The sequence below is a fragment of the Streptomyces sp. NPDC022910 genome (genome assembly GCF_055561075.1).
The window spans coordinates 107035-124025 of sequence record NZ_JBVHHL010000020.1; the positions used below are offsets into that span (position 1 = coordinate 107035).

Below are 16991 nucleotides of genomic sequence, written 5' to 3' on the forward strand. Positions count from 1 at the left end.
CCGCGGCGCGGGGGGCCAGGGCAGGCCCTGGCCCCCCGCGCCGGAGGCTGCCGCCCTCGGCGGACGCGTGGGCAGGTGCCCGTCGCCCGCGCAGGTCCCGGCGGCCTCAGGCGCTCGGTGGTCTCCTGCCGCTCACCGTTGCCGTTCCACGTACTCCCGGAAGTGCTCCAGATCGCTGCGGACGAGCCGTTCGATCGCGTTCGCCTGGGCGAACCCCTTCGGCCCGCCGAACGACTCGCGGATGGTGCCGGGGTCGTACTCGAGCCTCATCTGGACCCGGGTGTGGTTCTTGTCGATCGGCTGCAACGAGAAGGAGCCCGCCAGCTTGGGGTCACGCGTGGTGTGCCACTCCATCACGCGTTCCTTGCCGCGGTCGGAGAGCTCGGCATCGAGCTCCCGGGCCCGGCCGCCCGTCTCGATGTCCAGATGCGCTCGGCCACCCGCCTCCGCACGGGCGTCGCGCACTCCCTCCACGAAGCGCGGATAGTTCTCCACGCGATGGAGGCTGTTCCAGGCGGTGTCGATCGGAACTCCGACGTCTACGTGTTCTTCGAGGGTGCTCATGGCCACCTCCGCGTTCGCTCTGACGCATGGGCTTTCCGCTTCCAGTGTGCGCTCCTGGTGGCCGGCCGACCGAAAAGCGAGACAGGGCTGACCACCATGTGACCGGCGGGTAAGGTCGATGCCGTGCCGAAGCCCCTCAGTCTGTCCTTCGATCCCATCGCCCGCGCCGACGAACACTGGAAGCAGCGGTGGGGAAACGTGCCGTCCATGGCCGCGATCACCTCGATCATGCGGGCGCAGCAGATCCTGCTGGCCGAGGTCGACGCGGTCGTCAAACCGTACGGACTGACCTTCGCGCGGTACGAGGCGCTGGTGCTGCTCACCTTCTCCAAGGCGGGCGAACTGCCCATGTCGAAGATCGGGGAGCGCCTGATGGTGCACCCCACGTCGGTCACCAACACCGTCGACCGCCTGGTCAGGTCCGGTCTCGTCGCCAAGCGGCCCAACCCCAACGACGGCCGCGGCACCCTCGCCTCCATCACCGACAAGGGCCGCGAGGTCTGCGACGCGGCCACCCGCGACCTGATGGCGATGGACTTCGGGCTCCGCGCGTACGACGCGGAGGAGTGCGCCGAGATCTTCGCGATGCTGCGCCCGCTGCGCATCGCCGCGGGGGACTTCGAATCCGAGTAGCACGCGCCCGGACGGCGCCGGGGGCGCCCGAAGATCGCCCCAAACCGGCGGTTACGCTCGTACCCATGAAAAAGAGCGTGCTGACCCGCTACCGCGTGATGGCCTACGTCACCGGTGTACTGCTGGTCCTGCTGACCCTCGGTGTGATCGCCAAGTACGTGCTCGACGTGAACGGCGCCGCGGACTTCACCCGCGTCATCGGCATCGCGCACGGCTGGCTGTACGTCGTCTACCTGGTCTTCGCCTTCGACCTCGGCTCCAAGGCGAAGTGGCCGGTCGGCAAGCAGCTGTGGGTCCTGCTGGCGGGGACGATCCCGACGGCCGCCTTCTTCGTGGAGCGCAAGGTCAGCCACGAACTCGAGGCGAAGCTCATGGACGAGGCGCCCGCGGTCGCCAAGGCCTGAGGCCCGCTTTTCACCGCCGTACGACGGCTGCGTACGGCGGTTTCCCACCCCCGATCACCGGCTCCGCCACCACGCCGCCCGCTCAAGCGGTCGACATTTACTTGGACGTCCTAGTAAATTGGCGGGTATGGACGCTGACGCCATCGAGGAAGGCCGCCGACGCTGGCAGGCCCGCTACGACGCCGCACGCAAGCGCGAGGCCGACTTCACGACGCTCTCCGGCGACCCCGTGGAGCCCGTGTACGGTCCGCGGCCCGCAGACACGTACGAGGGCTTCGAGCGGATCGGCTGGCCGGGTGAGTACCCCTTCACGCGCGGCCTGTACCCGACCGGCTACCGGGGGCGGACGTGGACCATCCGGCAGTTCGCCGGGTTCGGCAACGCCGAGCAGACGAACGAGCGCTACAAGATGATCCTGGACAACGGAGGCGGGGGCCTGAGCGTCGCCTTCGACATGCCGACCCTCATGGGCCGCGACTCCGACGATCCGCGCTCCCTGGGCGAGGTCGGGCACTGCGGGGTGGCGATCGACTCGGCGGCGGACATGGAGGTCCTGTTCAAGGACATCCCGCTGGGTGACGTCACGACCTCGATGACGATCAGCGGCCCGGCCGTCCCCGTCTTCTGCATGTACCTGGTCGCCGCCGAGCGACAGGGCGTCGATCCCGCCGTGCTCAACGGCACGCTGCAGACCGACATCTTCAAGGAGTACATCGCCCAGAAGGAGTGGCTCTTCCAGCCCGAGCCGCACCTGCGCCTCATCGGTGACCTGATGGAGCACTGCGCGGCCGGCATCCCCGCGTACAAGCCGCTGTCCGTCTCCGGTTACCACATCCGGGAGGCGGGTGCGACGGCGGCGCAGGAGCTCGCGTACACGCTGGCGGACGGGTTCGGATACGTGGAACTGGGGCTCAGCCGCGGTCTTGACGTGGATGTCTTCGCCCCAGGTCTGTCCTTCTTCTTCGATGCGCACGTCGATTTCTTCGAGGAGATCGCCAAGTTCCGCGCGGCGCGCCGGATCTGGGCGCGGTGGATGCGCGACGTTTACGGGGCGAAGAGCGAGAAGGCGCAGTGGCTGCGTTTCCACACGCAGACCGCCGGGGTCTCGCTGACCGCGCAGCAGCCGTACAACAACGTGGTGCGTACGGCGGTGGAGGCGCTGGCGGCGGTGCTGGGCGGGACGAACTCGCTGCACACCAACGCCCTCGACGAGACCCTGGCGCTGCCGAGCGAGCAGGCCGCGGAGATCGCGCTGCGGACGCAGCAGGTGCTCATGGAGGAGACCGGGGTCGCGGGCGTCGCCGACCCGCTGGGCGGTTCGTGGTACGTCGAGCAGCTGACGGACCGGATCGAGGCGGACGCGGAACGGATCTTCGACCAGATCAAGGAACGGGGTCTGCTGGCGCATCCGGACGGACAGCACCCGATCGGTCCGATGACCTCCGGGATCCTGCGGGGCATCGAGGACGGCTGGTTCACGGGCGAGATCGCGGAGTCCGCCTTCCGGTACCAGCAGGCGCTGGAGAAGGGCGACAAGAAGGTCGTGGGCGTGAACGTCCACACCGGGTCGGTCACCGGGGATCTGGAGATCCTGCGGGTCAGCCACGAGGTCGAGCGGGAGCAGGTGCGGGTCCTCTCGGCCCGCAGGGCGGCCCGGGACGACGCGGCGGTGCGCTCGGCGCTGGACGGGATGCTGCAGGCGGCTCGCTCCGGCGCGAACATGATCGAGCCCATGCTGGACGCCGTGCGGGCGGAGGCGACGCTCGGAGAGATCTGCGGGGCGCTGCGGGACGAGTGGGGCACGTACACCGAGCCCGTGCACTTCTGAGTCCCGGACGCCAGGGGCCGGCGGGAACCTCGTTCCCGCCGGCCCGTTTTGCCGCCGTCCTGGCCGTGTGCCTCAGAACTCCTGCACGAAGTACGGCTCCACGGCCATCCAGCCGTTGCCCCGTGCGCCGTAGCGGGTGCCGTCGTCGCTCTGGGCCAGGGTGTACCAGGAGTCGACGTAGTCCGGGTCGTCCGTCCACCAGTCGTCCGGGACGGCGTCCAGGACCGCGTTCACCAGCGGGATGTAGGTGCCCTGGTCGGCGATGGTGAGCAGCGCGGTCGCGATCGCCTTGGCGAGGTCGCGGTAGTTGGTGCTGCCGTCGTCCTCCATCATCACGGCGTCGGCCAGGTCGTACTTGTAGTTCGACCAGTTGACCAGGATCTGGTTCGGCCGGTACACCGTGCCGTCGTTGTCGAGGTACGGCATGTCGACCGGGTCGACCCGCACCTTGCCGTCCTGGCCGAAGCCGGTGACCAGAGTGTAGATCTCGGCGTCGCCCTTGATCCAGGGCTCCTCGTCGTCCGAGAGCTCGACCGCGGAGATGCGGGTGGTCCAGAAGCCCGCGGTGGCCGCCAGCGCCCGCGAGCGCGCCGTGGGCGCCTGCTGCTGGGCCGGCGCGGCGGAGTCCAGGCCGTAGCGCGCGAGTTCCTCGTTCAGGACGTCCAGACCGGCGGCCAGCGCCTTGGAGCCGTCGATGTCGACGACGTACACGGGGTGCGCGGGCGGCTTGCCGGCGTCGAGCGTGTGGGCCCGGCCCCGGCTGTCGTAGGCGGTGACGGTGGCGGCGTCGTCGTCCGAGGTGGCCGCGGCCACCCAGGGCACGGTCCCGGCGGTGAGCGCCGCGCGCATGGATCCGTCCCCGAGCCGCAGCCGGAGCAGTGAACCGATCCCGGAGTCCAGGCCCTTGGCTGCGGCGATCCGGCGGTCGGCCGCGGCGAGTGTGGACTTCAGAGAGCCGTCCGCCTTCCCGGCCAGGGCGGTGACGGGCACCTCGTCGGAGGTGAGCGCCGCCTGCTGGACGCGGGCGCGCCAGGCGGAGTCGGTGAGCGAGCCGGCTATCGCCCGCGCGGCGTGGTCCTGCGCCGTGCTGACGACGGATGAGGGGGTGGGGGCCTTCGGAGCCGCCGTGGCCGGCAGCGCGCTCAGGGTCTGGCCGGCGCACAGGGCGACCAGGGATGCCGCGACGGCGCCGACGCCGCGCCGACGGGGGTGACGAGGTCTCACGTGGATCGATCCTCCTGGGGCGAGTGGTCGATGTCTCACTGTCAGGTGGAGCCCGTGAAAGCGAATCTATGCGGGTAGATTCCTGCCGATAAGAATGATGGTGACATGACATGCGGGCAAGGGGTCTGCTTCGCAGGACGGGGTGAACTTTCGGGGGCGCGGGCCGGAAGACGTCCTGTACGCCCCGCCCGGACGGCCGGGAAGGTGCAGTACGGCGTCAGGCGCCGTTCGCCGCGAGCCCGCCGAGCAGCACCGAGGTGAAGCGTGAGGCCCAGTCGGCGTCGACCGATTCGCAGGAGACGAGGGTGCGGTGCACGACGGCGCCCGCGATCACGTCGAAGATCAGGTCGACCTGGGGGGCCGGGTCGCCCTCGTCGGCCGGGATCTCGCCGCGGCTCTGGGCCCGGCGGCGCCCCTCGATCACCAGCCGCTTCTGCCGGTCGACGATCGCCTCGCGGATCCGCTGCCGCAGTGCCTCGTCATGCGTGGCCTCGGCGACCACCGCCATCAGCGCGGTCTTGGTCGCCGGCTGCTCCAGCAGCGCGGCGAACTGCAGCACCACGCCCTCCACGTCGGCCCGCAGACTGCCGAGGTCGGGGAGTTCGAGTTCGTCGAAGAGTTCCGCCACCGCGTCCACCACGAGCTCCTTCTTGCCCGCCCACCGGCGGTAGAGGGTCGTCTTCGCGACCCCCGCCCGGGTCGCCACGTCCCCCAGCGTGAGTTTCGACCAGCCGAGCTCGACGAGGGCCTCCCGTGTCGCCTGCAGGATCGCGGCGTCCGCGGCAGCGCTGCGCGGACGGCCCGTACGGGCGGCGGAAGTGCTGCTCTGCATGTCGGTGACCATATCCGGCCGTGTCCCCGGCCATTTCAGGACGTCGTGTGAAGTGGTGACGGAGATCACCGGCGGACTGGTCACGGCGACCCCCGAGGGCAGTTACGCTACGACTCGTAGCGAAAGCGTGCGCGTGCCTATCGGTGTGACGCGCGCGAGCGACGACCACTGGCGCCGAGTGGGGACCCGGCGCGGATCATCACCGGCCCGGCACGGCTTTCACAGCGCTTTTCACAGCGGCGTACGGAAGGGGGAGGATGTACTCATGCAGCCACGGAACATGTCCATGAGCGGAGTCGTCGACCTCGCCGCGTTGAAGGCGGCCCAGGAGGCCAAGGCGAAGGCGGAGCAGGCGCGCGCCGAAGCGGCCCGGCAGGGCGGAGGAGGGGCGGTCTCCCCGGCCGACCTCGTCATCGACGTCGACGAGGCGGGGTTCGAGCGCGACGTCCTGCAGCGGTCCACCGAAGTGCCGGTCGTCATCGACTTCTGGGCCGAGTGGTGTCAGCCCTGCAAGCAGCTGAGCCCGGTCCTGGAGCGGCTGGCCCGTGAGTACAACGGCCGGTTCGTGCTCGCCAAGATCGACGTCGACGCCAACCAGATGCTGATGCAGCAGTTCGGCATCCAGGGGATCCCGGCCGTCTTCGCCGTCGTCGCCGGGCAGGCGCTGCCCCTCTTCCAGGGTGCCGCCCCCGAGCAGCAGATCCGCGCGACCCTCGACCAGCTCGTCGAGGTCGCCGAGCAGCGCTTCGGGCTGACCGGCCTGACCGTCGACGCCGACGCCGAGCCGGGCGGCGCCCAGGAGGCCCCTCAGGCCCCGGCAGGCCCCCACGACGCGGCGCTCGAAGCGGCCGTACAGGCGCTGGACGCGGGTGACTTGGGCGGTGCCATCCAGGCGTACAAGAACGTGCTGAGCGACGACCCGGCCAACACCGAGGCCAAGCTGGGTCTCGCGCAGGCCGAGTTGCTGCAGCGGGTGCGGGACCTGGATCCACGGCAGGTGCGAAAGGACGCCGCGCAGAAGCCGGGTGACGTATCGGCACAGATCGCCGCTGCGGACCTGGATCTGGTGGGCGGACATGTGGAGGACGCGTTCGGGCGGCTCGTCGAGGCCGTGCGGCGCACGGCGGGGGAGGACCGGGAGGCCGCGCGGCTGCGGCTGCTTGAGCTTTTCGAGGTGGTCGGTGCCGACGACCCGCGCGTGACCGCGGCCCGTCGGGCGCTCGCGCGGGCGTTGTTCTGACCAGTCCCTAAACACCCGGGCTTGTGATGCCCGGGTGAAAGATTCGCCGACAGAGGCACACAGCGGCCGCCTTTACCAAATCTTGGTAAAGGCGGCCGCTGTTACTTGGAGTAAGTCGGAGCCGTTGGCCTGTCGGGATCTGTCCCCTCTTCAACCGTTTCGTCATCTCTCTTTGTGCCACGAAGAGTTGCCGGTCGATACCCGCGAGTCGTAGTTCGGTTATCCGGCCGTTACTAGTGAGTAACGAACCCCCTTGCGGGGGCGGCGAGAATGCACCACGATCGGCGACGCTCGGTCCATCGCCGTACCCGACAGCCAGTGGGGTCAACGGGTTTTCGTGGGTCCCCACCGAGCAGGAGCCGGCGGCAGTGGCGCCGGGTCCTGGACAGGGGGGTCTCCGCCTCGGCGGAGCCTGTCCGGCAGGTTGTGCGTGATGCGTGTCAGGCGCGACCAGTGGTTGTCGCTCGGGGGTGATCGCCGGTGATTCGGGCGCAGTTCGCGCCTCCGAGAGCGGGCGCTCTCCTTCCCGAGGACGTAGCACTTCTCCCATCCCTGCCCGGCTGAGCCGCCGACCGGTAGCGAGCTGGGGTCAGGAGATGTACGTCCGAGAAGGAGGAAATGATGGAGTCCCAGGTGCGTGGCGGGACCAGATGGAAGCGGTTCGCTGTGGTCATGGTGCCCAGCGTCGCCGCGACGGCAGCGATAGGTGTGGCCCTGGCACAGGGCGCTCTGGCCGCGTCGTTCAGCGTGTCGGGACAGTCGTTCAAGGTCACGGCCGACGAACTGCACGGCAACGGCTTCGCGCAGTACGGAGCGATGGACGACGGCTACACGCTCGCCGGTGAGAAGACGTCTCACGCGGTGGCGGTCTCGTCGTTCAAGGACGCGACGATCAAGAACCTGTGTCAGTCGGTCGTCACCCCGAACATCCCGATAATCGGGTCCGTCAGCCTGACGCTGACGGCAGGCGACAGCAACGACAAGAAGAACCAGGTCTCCGCCGACAACCTGTACATCGATGTCGCGGACCTGGAGGCCAAGGGCGGTGCCGTGTTCCACGGCATCGACATCGGTGTGGCCGCCGGCGACACGAGCCCCAGCAAGGGCGGCAAGGGCCCTGGCATGAAGGGCGGCAAGGAGCAGGCCAACCCGTACGGCTTCGCCCAGCAGGCCGATTCGGCGGACCTGTACGGGGTGCAGCAGACGGCGTGGGCGACCACCGCCGGAACCTTCACACTGCCTGGTCTGAAGATGAAGCTGCAGACGGGCAAGCACGAGTGCTACTAGGCGCTCGGTGACGGGCGGGAGGAGCCGAAGGCGCCTCCCGCCCGTACCACTCTCCGGCCGCGTTTCACACACCCCCCACATCATCACCGCAAGACCACCCTCACCACAGCAACGCCGCACCAGGGAGCTGTTTTCCATGAGCGCCGAGACTTCTGCCGCACCCGGCCAGTTCACCCGCCGGAGGCTGCAGTTCCGCGCCTGGCGGGGCACCCGGCCGTTCTGGGCCGGCCTGTTCGTCATGCTCGGTGGCTTTCCGATCATGTACTTCCCGTACGCGCACCTGCAGATCGGTCACCTGACGCTCGCGATGGCCACCACCGCCGGCGCCGGCTCCCTGATCATCGGTGTGCTGCTCGTCGTTCTGGGCATCAGCCTCTGGTTCCAGACGCACATCCGGACCTTCGCCGGGATCGCGGCGATCCTTCTGGGTCTGGTGTCCATCCCCGTTTCCAACTTCGGTGGTTTCGTCGTCGGTTTCCTGTTCGCCCTCATCGGCGGTGCGATGGCCGTGGCGTGGGCGCCGGGTGCGCCGCCCGAGCCGCAGGAGGAAACCACGGAAGCGGGCGGTGCTCCCGGGGCGGGGTCGGACTGGGTGAGCGAGTCGAACGATCTGTCAGGAATGAACCCGGCCAACGGGGCGAACGGGAGGCACAGTGCCGGCTGACGAGGTGACCCACGGGACTGACGTGGACGCGTCCCGTGCGAGAACCGGGCCGCGGCACGCGGCACCCAGGAAGCCGCTGTTCACCAGGTTCCACATGCCGGCAGGCAAGGCGATGGCGCTGGCGGCGATGCCGACGGCCGTCTTCATGGGACTGGGGATCAACGCCACCTTTGCCCGTGCCGACGACCACTCGTCGTCCAAGAGCATGACGATCGACGAGTACCAGAAGTGCGTGGAGGCCGTGGACGGCTCCGAGGACGCTTCGGCATCGCCGTCGCCGTCCGCCTCGGCGAGCGCGTCCAAGTCCGCCGACACGGCGGAGCCGACGCCCTCGGCCTCCGCGGACAAGACGTCGGACGGCACGTCGGGCAAGACCTCTTCGTCGGATTCAGGTTCCGACGACAAGGCCACGCCCACGCCGTCCGCGAGCGCCTCCGGCAAGTCGTCGGGCAGCGGCACGTCCACGCCGAGTCCGTCGGCCTCCGCGAGCAGTGGGAACCTGCTGGAGACCATCGGGGACGCGATCACCGGTGTCCTCGGCGGCGGCTCCGGTTCGTCGACGAGCGCCACGCCCACGCCGTCCGCCTCCGCCTCGGCGTCCGCGACGAAGGACACCTCCGTGTCCGGCACCGTCAAGGACACGACCCAGAAGGTCACCGACACGGTCAAGGACACCGTGAAGGACACGACGGACACGGCGACGAAGGCGGCCTCCGAGGTCACCAAGTCGGCGGAGGACGCCGTGAAGTCGGCGGCGTCCGCGACCGCGAGCCCGTCCCCGAACTCCACCACGTCCGCGGACGGCTGCATCGCGGCGACCGACGACGAGGGCGGCGTGGAGAAGATCGCGGCCCTGCCCGACAAGCCGTGGCACCTGGAGGCCAGCTCGCTGACGCTCAAGGGTGCGGACTACCAGGGCATCGTGAAGGTGCGCACCGCCAACGGCACCGTCAAGAAGGTCCTGAAGTACGTGATCTCCGACGGCACCGACATCGGCGATCTGCATCAGCTCGTCGACGGCCAGAGGGGCGAGACGTACCATGTCCAGGCCGCCAAGGGATCGACGTCCACCATCCGTGACGGCAAGACGGTGATGTACACGGAGAGCATCTCCGGCAACCTGCTCGGTCTGATCCCGGTCACCTTCAGCCCGGACAACCCGCCGCCGCTGAACCTCCCGTTCATCTACTTCACGAACGTGAAGGTCACCCAGGCCGGCCAGTTCGGCGGCACGCTGACGGTGCCCGGCATGCACCAGTACGTCACCGGCGGCTGAGCACCCTCAAGGCCCGTTCGGGAGCCGCACAAAGAGCTGTGGCCCGGTCCCCACGCGGGGACCGGGCCACAGCTCTGTATCGCCACGACGTCAGTTGCGGTCGCCCTCGCCCAGGTGGTGGACACGGACCATGTTCGTGGTGCCGGGGACGCCGGGCGGGGAGCCGGCGGTGATGACCACGACGTCGCCGTCGTTGAACCGCTTGAGCCTCACCATCTCCTGGTCGACCAGCTCGACCATCTCGTCGGTGCTGTTCACGAACGGCACGACGTGCGACTCCACGCCCCAGCTCAGTGCCAGCTGGTTGCGGGTGGACTCGTCCGTGGTGAACGCCAGGATCGGCTGGCAGGCCCTATAGCGGGAGAGCCGGCGGGCGGTGTCACCGGACTTGGTGAAGGCGACCAGGCCCTTGCCGCCCAGGAAGTCCGCGATCTCCGCGGCGGCGCGCGCCATCGAACCGCCCTGCGTACGCGGCTTCTTGCCCGGGACCAGCGGCTGCAGCCCCTTGGACAGCAGCTCCTCCTCGGCCGCCTGGACGATCTTCGACATCGTCTTGACCGTCTCGATCGGGTAGGCGCCGACGCTCGACTCGGCCGACAGCATGACCGCGTCGGTGCCGTCCAGGATGGCGTTGGCCACGTCGGACGCCTCGGCGCGCGTCGGACGGGAGTTGGTGATCATCGACTCCATCATCTGGGTCGCCACGATCACCGGCTTGGCGTTGCGGCGGCACAGCTCGATGAGCCGCTTCTGCACCATCGGGACCTTCTCGAGCGGGTACTCGACGGCCAGGTCGCCGCGGGCGACCATGACACCGTCGAAGGCCATCACGACGTCCTCCATGTTCGCCACCGCCTGTGGCTTCTCCACCTTGGCGATGACCGGGACGCGACGGCCCTCCTCGTCCATGATGCGGTGGACGTCCTTGACGTCGTTGGCGTCCCGCACGAACGAGAGCGCGACCATGTCGCAGCCCATGCGCAGCGCGAACCGCAGGTCCTCGATGTCCTTCTCCGACAGCGCCGGGACGTTGACCGCGGCGCCGGGCAGGTTGATGCCCTTGTGGTCGGAGATGACACCGCCCTCGATGACGATCGTCCGGACCCGGGGGCCCTCGACGTCCAGCACCTTCAGCTCGACGTTGCCGTCGTTGATCAGGATCGGGTCGCCCTTGGAGACGTCGCCCGGCAGGCCCTTGTACGTCGTACCGCAGATGTGCTTGTCACCCGGCACGTCCTCGGTGGTGATGGTGAACTCGTCACCGCGCACCAGCTCGACCGGACCCTCGGCGAAGGTCTCCAGGCGGATCTTCGGACCCTGCAGGTCGGCGAGAACGCCGATGGCCTTGCCGGTCTCGGCGGACGCGGCGCGGACGCGGACGTACCGCGCCTCGTGATCTTCGTGCGTGCCGTGGCTGAAGTTGAAGCGGGCCACGTTCATACCGGCTTCGACCAGCGCGACGAGCATTTCGTGGGAGTCGACCGCGGGGCCGAGAGTACAGACGATTTTCGAACGGCGCATGGGGCGATCCTATCGGTTTGTTTCGCTGCGGAATATTCCGTCTGGCGGAAGATGCAAATGGGCGCGTTCGCGCTCAGGCGAGAGCCGGTCGAATTGTTCAGTTGCCCTTTCCGACCAATGCGTAGGTCTGTGTGGCGATTTCCAGTTCCTCGTCCGTGGGAACCACGGCGACCGCCACCCGCGCGCCGGCGGGCGAGATCAGCCGCGGCTCGTCGCCGCGTACGGCGTTCAGGGCGCCGTCCACCGCCAGACCCAGCTCCTCCAGGCCCGCGACGGCGGCCTCCCGCACCGGGGCCGCGTTCTCGCCCACCCCGGCCGTGAAGGCGATCGCGTCCACCCTGCCGAGTACCGCGTAGTAGGCGCCGATGTATTTCCTCAGTCGATGGATGTAGATGTCGAAGGCGAGCCGCGCCTCCTCGTCGCCCTCGTCGATCCGCCGCTGAATCTCCCGCATGTCGTTGTCGCCGCACAGACCGAACAGACCGCTCCTCTTGTTGAGAAGAGTGTCGATCTCGTCCATGGACATTCCGCCAACACGCTCCAAATGGAAGATGACGGCGGGATCCAGGTCACCCGAGCGCGTGCCCATCACAAGCCCCTCCAGCGGGGTGAGCCCCATGGAGGTGTCCACGCACCGGCCGCCCCTGACCGCCGAGGCGGACGCACCGTTGCCCAGGTGCAGCACGATGACGTTGACCTCTTCCGGCTTCTTACCCAGCAGCTTCGCGGTCGCCCGGGACACGTACGCGTGCGAGGTCCCGTGGAATCCGTACCGCCGGATCCGGTGCCGGTCCGCGATCTTCGTGTCGATCGCGTAGCGCGCCACGTACTCCGGCATGGTCGTGTGGAACGCCGTGTCGAAGACGGCGACCTGGGGCAGGTCCGGGCGCAGTGCCATGGCCGTGCGAATGCCGGTGAGGTTGGCCGGGTTGTGCAGCGGCGCGGCGGGGATCAGCCGCTCGATCTCGGTGAGCACGGCGTCGTCGATGACGGTGGGCTCGGTGAAGAACATGCCGCCGTGCACCACACGGTGGCCGATGGCGGCCAGCTCGGGCGAGTCGAGTCCCAGCCCGTCCCTGGCCAGCTCCTCGGCGACCGCCTTGAGGGCAGCCTGGTGGTCGGCGATCGGCCCGTTCTGCTCGCGGGTGTCGCCCGTGGTGAGCGCCGTGTGCCTGATCCGGGACGTCTGCTCGCCGATGCGCTCGACGAGGCCCATGGCCAGCCTGCTGCTGTCACGCATGTCCAGCAGCTGGTACTTCACCGACGAGGAGCCGGAGTTGAGGACGAGGACGCGGGTCTGGCTCACTGGGCGGCTGCCTTCCCGGTGGGGCTCTGGGCCTGGATCGCCGTGATGGCGACCGTGTTGACGATGTCCTGGACGAGAGCGCCCCGGGACAGGTCGTTGACGGGCTTGCGCAGTCCCTGCAGGACCGGGCCGACGGCGATCGCGCCGGCCGAGCGCTGCACGGCCTTGTAGGTGTTGTTGCCGGTGTTGAGGTCCGGGAAGATCAGCACGGACGCCTGCCCCGCGACCTCCGAGTCCGGCAGCTTGGTCGCCGCGACGCTGGGCTCGACGGCGGCGTCGTACTGGATCGGACCCTCGATCATCAGATCGCCGTCGCGCAGCCGCACCAGCTCGGTGGCCTCCCGCACCTTGTCGACGTCGGCGCCCGAGCCGGACGTGCCGGTGGAGTACGACAGCATCGCGATCCGCGGCTCCACCCCGAACTTCTCGGCGGTGACGGCCGACTGGAGGGCGATGTCGGCGAGCTGCTCGGCGTTGGGGTCGGGGTTCACGGCGCAGTCGCCGTAGACGAGCACCTTGTCGGCGAGGCACATGAAGAAGACCGAGCTGACGATCTTCGCGTCGGGCTTGGTCTTGATGATCTCGAAGGCGGGCCGGATGGTGGCGGCCGTGGAGTGCACGGAGCCGGACACCATGCCGTCGGCGAGACCCTGCTCGACCATGAGGGTGCCGAAGTAGTTCACATCGGCGACGACGTCATACGCCAGCTCGACCGTGACGCCCTTGTGGGCGCGCAGCCGGGCGTACTTCTCGGCGAAGGTCTCGCGCAGCTCGGAGGTGGCCGGATCGATCAGCTGACAGTCGCCGAGGTCGATGCCGAGGTCGGCCGCCTTCTTGCGGATCCGGTCGACGGGACCGAGCAGGGTCAGATCACAGACACCCCGGCGCAGCAGCACCTCGGCCGCCTGCAGCACCCGCTCCTCGGTGCCCTCCGGGAGCACCACCCGGCGCTTGACGGCGCGGGCCTGCTCCAGCAGCTGGTGCTCGAACATCATCGGTGTCAGCCGGTCGCTGCTCGGGGCGGACACCCGCTTGAGCAGGTCCGCGGTGTCGACGTACCCCTCGAAGAGCCCGAGCGCCCGCTCGGCCTTGCGCGGAGTGGCCGCGTTCAACTTCCCCTCCAGGGAGAAGAGCCGGGCGGCGGTGGGGAAGCTGTTGCCGGCCACCGAGATCACCGGTGTGCCCGGGGCGAGGCGGTGGGCGAGGGAGAGGATCTCGTCGCCGGGCACCTCGTTCAGGGTGAGCAGGACGCCGGCGATCGGCGGGTTGCCGGCACTGTGAGCGGCGAGCGAGCCGACGACGAGATCGGCACGGTCGCCCGGGGTCACCACCAGGCATCCCGGGGTCAGTGCGCCCAGGAGATTCGGCAGCATGGCACCGCCGAAGACGAAGTCGAGGGCATCCCGCGCGAGCCCGGAGTCGTCGCCGAGGACGACCCGGGCGCCGAGCGCCTGGGCGATCTGCGCGACCGTGGGGGCGGACAGGGCGGGGTCGTCGGGAAGGACGTAACAGGGCACCGGAAGCCGGGAGTCGAGCCGCTCGGCTATCTCGTCCCGGTCCTCGCGGGCGACCCGGTTGACGACCATGGCGAGGACGTCGCAGCCCAGTCCGTCGTACGCACGGTAGGCGTTGCGCACCTCGGCGCGTACGGACTCGGCGGTCTGCTTGCGCCCGCCCACGACCGGAATCACGGACGCCCCGAACTCGTTGGCGAGCCGGGCGTTGAGCGACAGCTCGTCCGGGAGCTGGGTGTCGGCGAAGTCGGAGCCGAGGACGAGGACGACGTCGTAGTCGCGGGCCACGAGGTGGAACCGGTCGACGAGGGTGGACACCAGCTCGTCCGTCCCCCGCTCGGCCTGGAGCGCGGACGCCTCGTGGTAGTCCATGCCGTGCGCCGTGGCCGGGTCCTGGGACAGACGGTATCGGGCGCGCAGCAGCTCGAAGAGGCGGTCGGGGCCGTCGTGGACGAGCGGGCGGAACACGCCCACCCGGTCGACCTGCCGGGTCAGGAGCTCCGTGATTCCCAGCTCGACGACCTGGCGGCCGTCGCCGCGGTCGATCCCGGTCACGTACACGCTGCGCGTCACGCGTGCTCTCCGTTTCGTCTCTCGGGTGGGGTGGCGGGCAGGGGCTCGGGCGGCCCTCGGGTCGCTCGGCGCCCTTCTCTGTGCCAGAGGATGACCGGACGCCATTGACCGATTCTGGATGTTTTTGTGGGGTTCTGGTAGGCCTCGAAAATCCTCCGCGAGGGTGAGCAGAACCCTCTTGACAATACCTCTGGGCCTGGATAAGGCGCCCGTCAGGACCCCGGGATCAGGGGTCGGCGGGGGGCGGGTGGGGAAGCGGCACCCGCCCGTGAGGCGTGAAACAATCGGATTGGCTCACCGGTATCGACAGCGAGCAGGAGACACAGCACGATGCGCATCGGAGTACTCACCGCAGGCGGCGACTGCCCGGGCCTGAACGCAGTGATCCGGTCGGTCGTGCACCGAGCGGTAGCGCAGTACGACGACGAGGTCATCGGCTTCGAGGACGGCTACCGGGGTCTGCTCGAAGGCCACTACCGCGCCCTTGACCTCGACGGCGTCAGCGGCATCCTGGCCCGCGGCGGCACCATTCTCGGCTCCTCCCGCCTGGAGCGTGACCGCCTCCGCGAGGCCTGTGAGAACGCCTCGGACATGATCCGCGACTTCGGTATCGACGCCCTGATCCCGATCGGCGGCGAAGGCACGCTGACCGCGGCTCGGATGCTGTCGGACGCGGGCCTGCCGGTCGTCGGCGTCCCCAAGACGATCGACAACGACATCTCGTCCACGGACCGCACCTTCGGCTTCGACACGGCGGTGACCGTGGCCACCGAGGCGATGGACCGGCTGAAGACGACGGCCGAGTCCCACCAGCGCGTGATGGTCGTGGAGGTCATGGGTCGCCACGCCGGCTGGATCGCGCTGGAGTCGGGCATGGCGGCCGGCGCCCACGGCATCTGCCTCCCCGAGCGCCCCTTCGACCCCGCCGACCTGGTCAAGATGGTCGAGGAGCGTTTCGCCCGCGGCAAGAAGTTCGCGGTGGTCTGCGTCGCCGAGGGCGCCCACCCCGCCGAGGGCACCATGGACTACGTCAAGGGCGAGATCGACCAGTACGGGCACGAGCGCTTCCAGGGCATCGGCACGGCACTGGCGTACGAGCTGGAGAGGCGGCTCGGCAAGGAGGCCAAGCCGGTCATCCTCGGCCACATCCAGCGCGGCGGCACGCCGACCGCCTACGACCGGGTGCTCGCCACCCGCTTCGGCTGGCACGCGGTCGAGGCGGCGCACCGCGGGGAGTTCGGCAGGATGACGGCGCTGCGCGGCACGGACGTGGTGATGGTGCCGCTGGCCGCGGCGGTCACCGAGTTGAAGACGGTGCCGAAGGACCGGATGGACGAGGCGGAGTCGGTGTTCTAGGAACCGCTCTGGTGTGTGGCCCTCTCGACCGTCGCCCAGAAGTTCTCGACGATGCGGTCGAGGTAGTCGCGACCGGCCTCGTCGGCGTCGGCCGCGGCCGACGTGGCGCCCCAGCTGAGCGTGGCGACCATCTGCCCCTGGTAGTCGGCGTGCATCTCCTCGAGGACGTCCTCCAGCAGCCGCCGTTCCAGGGGCAGCAGTTTGCCGACCTGACGGACGTAGGCCTGCCAGCGGGTGGTGACCGCGCCGCGCAGCAGTTCACCGAGCCTGCCGTCGCGTCCGGTCACGGTGATGAAGTCGGGCAGGGTCAGGTCGAAGGCGTCGGCAAGGGCGGCGGACTGCCGGTCGTTGCCGCGCCACTCGCCCGCCTCCTCCATCCGTACGTAGGCGAGGAGCTCGAGCCCGACGGCGTGCGCGACGTCCTCCGGTGCGAGCCCGCGCGCGACGCGGTGCTCGCGCAGGGTGCGCGGTGCGCCGATGAGTTCGCCGACGGAGCACCACAACGCGCCTGCGAGCGCGGTGAGTTCCGGGGTGCTCGGGCCGGCGGCTCCGCGCTCCCAGGCGATCACGAGGTCGGGGGTGACGTGGGGGAGTCCGTACGAGGAGCGCATGCTGTACGCGACGTGCTCAGGCCCCATACCGAGGGCCGCCCGCAGTCTGCGGGCGGCCGGGGCGTCGAACGGCGGAGTGGGCTGTTGGGGTTGCGATCGCTGCACGCACACAACGTAGGGGCCCGGGACTGCGGTGACTACGGTCTGTTCGGCCACAC

The 16991-nt window shown here is 69.4% G+C and carries 15 protein-coding genes; 8 read left to right on the forward strand and 7 right to left on the reverse strand.

Going from position 1 to position 16991, the window contains the following annotated elements; translation table 11 throughout:
- Window positions 1–132: 132 nt before the first annotated feature.
- On the reverse strand, window positions 133–564 hold the full coding sequence (locus ACZ3TS_RS20690) for an SRPBCC family protein (protein ID WP_467619822.1): 432 nt from the start codon (window positions 562–564) through the stop codon (window positions 133–135).
- A gap of 123 nt (window positions 565–687) precedes the next feature.
- Between ACZ3TS_RS20690 and ACZ3TS_RS20695 the strand changes: the two genes are divergently transcribed.
- From ACZ3TS_RS20695 to ACZ3TS_RS20705, 3 genes are all read left to right on the forward strand, one after another.
- Entirely contained in the window at window positions 688–1197 is a 510-nt protein-coding gene (locus tag ACZ3TS_RS20695) for a MarR family winged helix-turn-helix transcriptional regulator (protein ID WP_467619824.1), read from the forward strand.
- Window positions 1198–1262: 65 nt separating this feature from the next.
- Entirely contained in the window at window positions 1263–1601 is a 339-nt protein-coding gene (locus ACZ3TS_RS20700; RefSeq protein WP_467619827.1) for a DUF3817 domain-containing protein, read from the forward strand.
- Window positions 1602–1728: 127 nt separating this feature from the next.
- Window positions 1729–3429: an acyl-CoA mutase large subunit family protein gene (locus tag ACZ3TS_RS20705; RefSeq protein ID WP_467619829.1), complete on the forward strand. Its 1701-nt coding sequence runs from the start codon at window positions 1729–1731 to the stop codon at window positions 3427–3429.
- Window positions 3430–3501: 72 nt separating this feature from the next.
- Here the strand turns inward: ACZ3TS_RS20705 and ACZ3TS_RS20710 are convergent, their stop codons facing one another.
- Both ACZ3TS_RS20710 and ACZ3TS_RS20715 read right to left on the reverse strand, forming a co-directional pair.
- A complete protein-coding gene (locus tag ACZ3TS_RS20710; RefSeq protein ID WP_467619831.1) occupies window positions 3502–4653 on the reverse strand; it encodes a DUF3103 family protein in 1152 nt (383 codons plus the stop codon).
- Between the two features lie 217 nt (window positions 4654–4870).
- Entirely contained in the window at window positions 4871–5485 is a 615-nt protein-coding gene (locus ACZ3TS_RS20715) for a TetR/AcrR family transcriptional regulator (protein WP_467619833.1), read from the reverse strand.
- A gap of 265 nt (window positions 5486–5750) precedes the next feature.
- On the opposite strand from ACZ3TS_RS20715, the gene ACZ3TS_RS20720 reads away from it, so the two are divergent.
- From ACZ3TS_RS20720 to ACZ3TS_RS20735, 4 genes are all read left to right on the forward strand, one after another.
- Window positions 5751–6725 (forward strand): tetratricopeptide repeat protein, encoded by a 975-nt coding sequence (locus ACZ3TS_RS20720; protein ID WP_467619835.1) that lies wholly within the window; start codon window positions 5751–5753, stop codon window positions 6723–6725.
- Window positions 6726–7346: 621 nt separating this feature from the next.
- The gene (locus tag ACZ3TS_RS20725) at window positions 7347–8012 is read left to right on the forward strand and encodes a DUF6230 family protein (RefSeq protein ID WP_467619883.1); all 666 of its coding nucleotides are present in this window, start codon (window positions 7347–7349) and stop codon (window positions 8010–8012) included.
- Between the two features lie 136 nt (window positions 8013–8148).
- On the forward strand, window positions 8149–8676 hold the full coding sequence (locus ACZ3TS_RS20730) for a DUF6114 domain-containing protein (RefSeq protein ID WP_467619837.1): 528 nt from the start codon (window positions 8149–8151) through the stop codon (window positions 8674–8676).
- Window positions 8666–9952: a hypothetical protein gene (locus tag ACZ3TS_RS20735; protein WP_467619838.1), complete on the forward strand. Its 1287-nt coding sequence runs from the start codon at window positions 8666–8668 to the stop codon at window positions 9950–9952. Before ACZ3TS_RS20730 ends, ACZ3TS_RS20735 begins: the two co-directional genes overlap by 11 nt.
- A 90-nt stretch (window positions 9953–10042) precedes the next feature.
- On the opposite strand, the gene pyk is transcribed toward ACZ3TS_RS20735, so the two are convergent.
- The 3 genes from pyk to pta all read right to left on the reverse strand — a co-directional run bounded on the left by pyk (window position 10043) and on the right by pta (window position 14866).
- Complete coding sequence (pyk, locus tag ACZ3TS_RS20740) at window positions 10043–11473, reverse strand: pyruvate kinase (protein ID WP_467619840.1); 1431 nt, start codon at window positions 11471–11473, stop codon at window positions 10043–10045.
- A 97-nt stretch (window positions 11474–11570) separates the two neighbouring features.
- Entirely contained in the window at window positions 11571–12779 is a 1209-nt protein-coding gene (locus ACZ3TS_RS20745; RefSeq protein WP_467619842.1) for an acetate kinase, read from the reverse strand.
- Window positions 12776–14866 (reverse strand): phosphate acetyltransferase, encoded by a 2091-nt coding sequence (gene pta, locus ACZ3TS_RS20750; RefSeq protein ID WP_467619844.1) that lies wholly within the window; start codon window positions 14864–14866, stop codon window positions 12776–12778. Before pta ends, ACZ3TS_RS20745 begins: the two co-directional genes overlap by 4 nt.
- A gap of 330 nt (window positions 14867–15196) precedes the next feature.
- Here pta and ACZ3TS_RS20755 point away from each other — a divergent pair, with 330 nt between their 5' ends.
- Complete coding sequence (locus tag ACZ3TS_RS20755) at window positions 15197–16222, forward strand: ATP-dependent 6-phosphofructokinase (RefSeq protein ID WP_467619846.1); 1026 nt, start codon at window positions 15197–15199, stop codon at window positions 16220–16222.
- On the opposite strand, the gene ACZ3TS_RS20760 is transcribed toward ACZ3TS_RS20755, so the two are convergent.
- Window positions 16219–16938: a helix-turn-helix domain-containing protein gene (locus ACZ3TS_RS20760; RefSeq protein WP_467619848.1), complete on the reverse strand. Its 720-nt coding sequence runs from the start codon at window positions 16936–16938 to the stop codon at window positions 16219–16221. The genes ACZ3TS_RS20755 and ACZ3TS_RS20760 overlap by 4 nt on opposite strands.
- Window positions 16939–16991 lie beyond the last annotated feature (53 nt).

What these genes read in the sequence shown, in the direction of transcription:
- ACZ3TS_RS20690 (WP_467619822.1), bottom strand. Translation starts at nt 564, where the DNA reads ATGAGCACCCTCGAAGAACACGTAGACGTCGGAGTTCCGATCGACACC.
- ACZ3TS_RS20700 (WP_467619827.1), top strand. Translation starts at nt 1,263, where the DNA reads ATGAAAAAGAGCGTGCTGACCCGCTACCGCGTGATGGCCTACGTCACC.
- ACZ3TS_RS20705 (WP_467619829.1), top strand. Translation starts at nt 1,729, where the DNA reads ATGGACGCTGACGCCATCGAGGAAGGCCGCCGACGCTGGCAGGCCCGC.
- ACZ3TS_RS20715 (WP_467619833.1), bottom strand. Translation starts at nt 5,485, where the DNA reads ATGCAGAGCAGCACTTCCGCCGCCCGTACGGGCCGTCCGCGCAGCGCT.
- ACZ3TS_RS20720 (WP_467619835.1), top strand. Translation starts at nt 5,751, where the DNA reads ATGCAGCCACGGAACATGTCCATGAGCGGAGTCGTCGACCTCGCCGCG.
- ACZ3TS_RS20725 (WP_467619883.1), top strand. Translation starts at nt 7,347, where the DNA reads ATGGAGTCCCAGGTGCGTGGCGGGACCAGATGGAAGCGGTTCGCTGTG.
- ACZ3TS_RS20730 (WP_467619837.1), top strand. Translation starts at nt 8,149, where the DNA reads ATGAGCGCCGAGACTTCTGCCGCACCCGGCCAGTTCACCCGCCGGAGG.
- pyk (WP_467619840.1), bottom strand. Translation starts at nt 11,473, where the DNA reads ATGCGCCGTTCGAAAATCGTCTGTACTCTCGGCCCCGCGGTCGACTCC.
- ACZ3TS_RS20755 (WP_467619846.1), top strand. Translation starts at nt 15,197, where the DNA reads ATGCGCATCGGAGTACTCACCGCAGGCGGCGACTGCCCGGGCCTGAAC.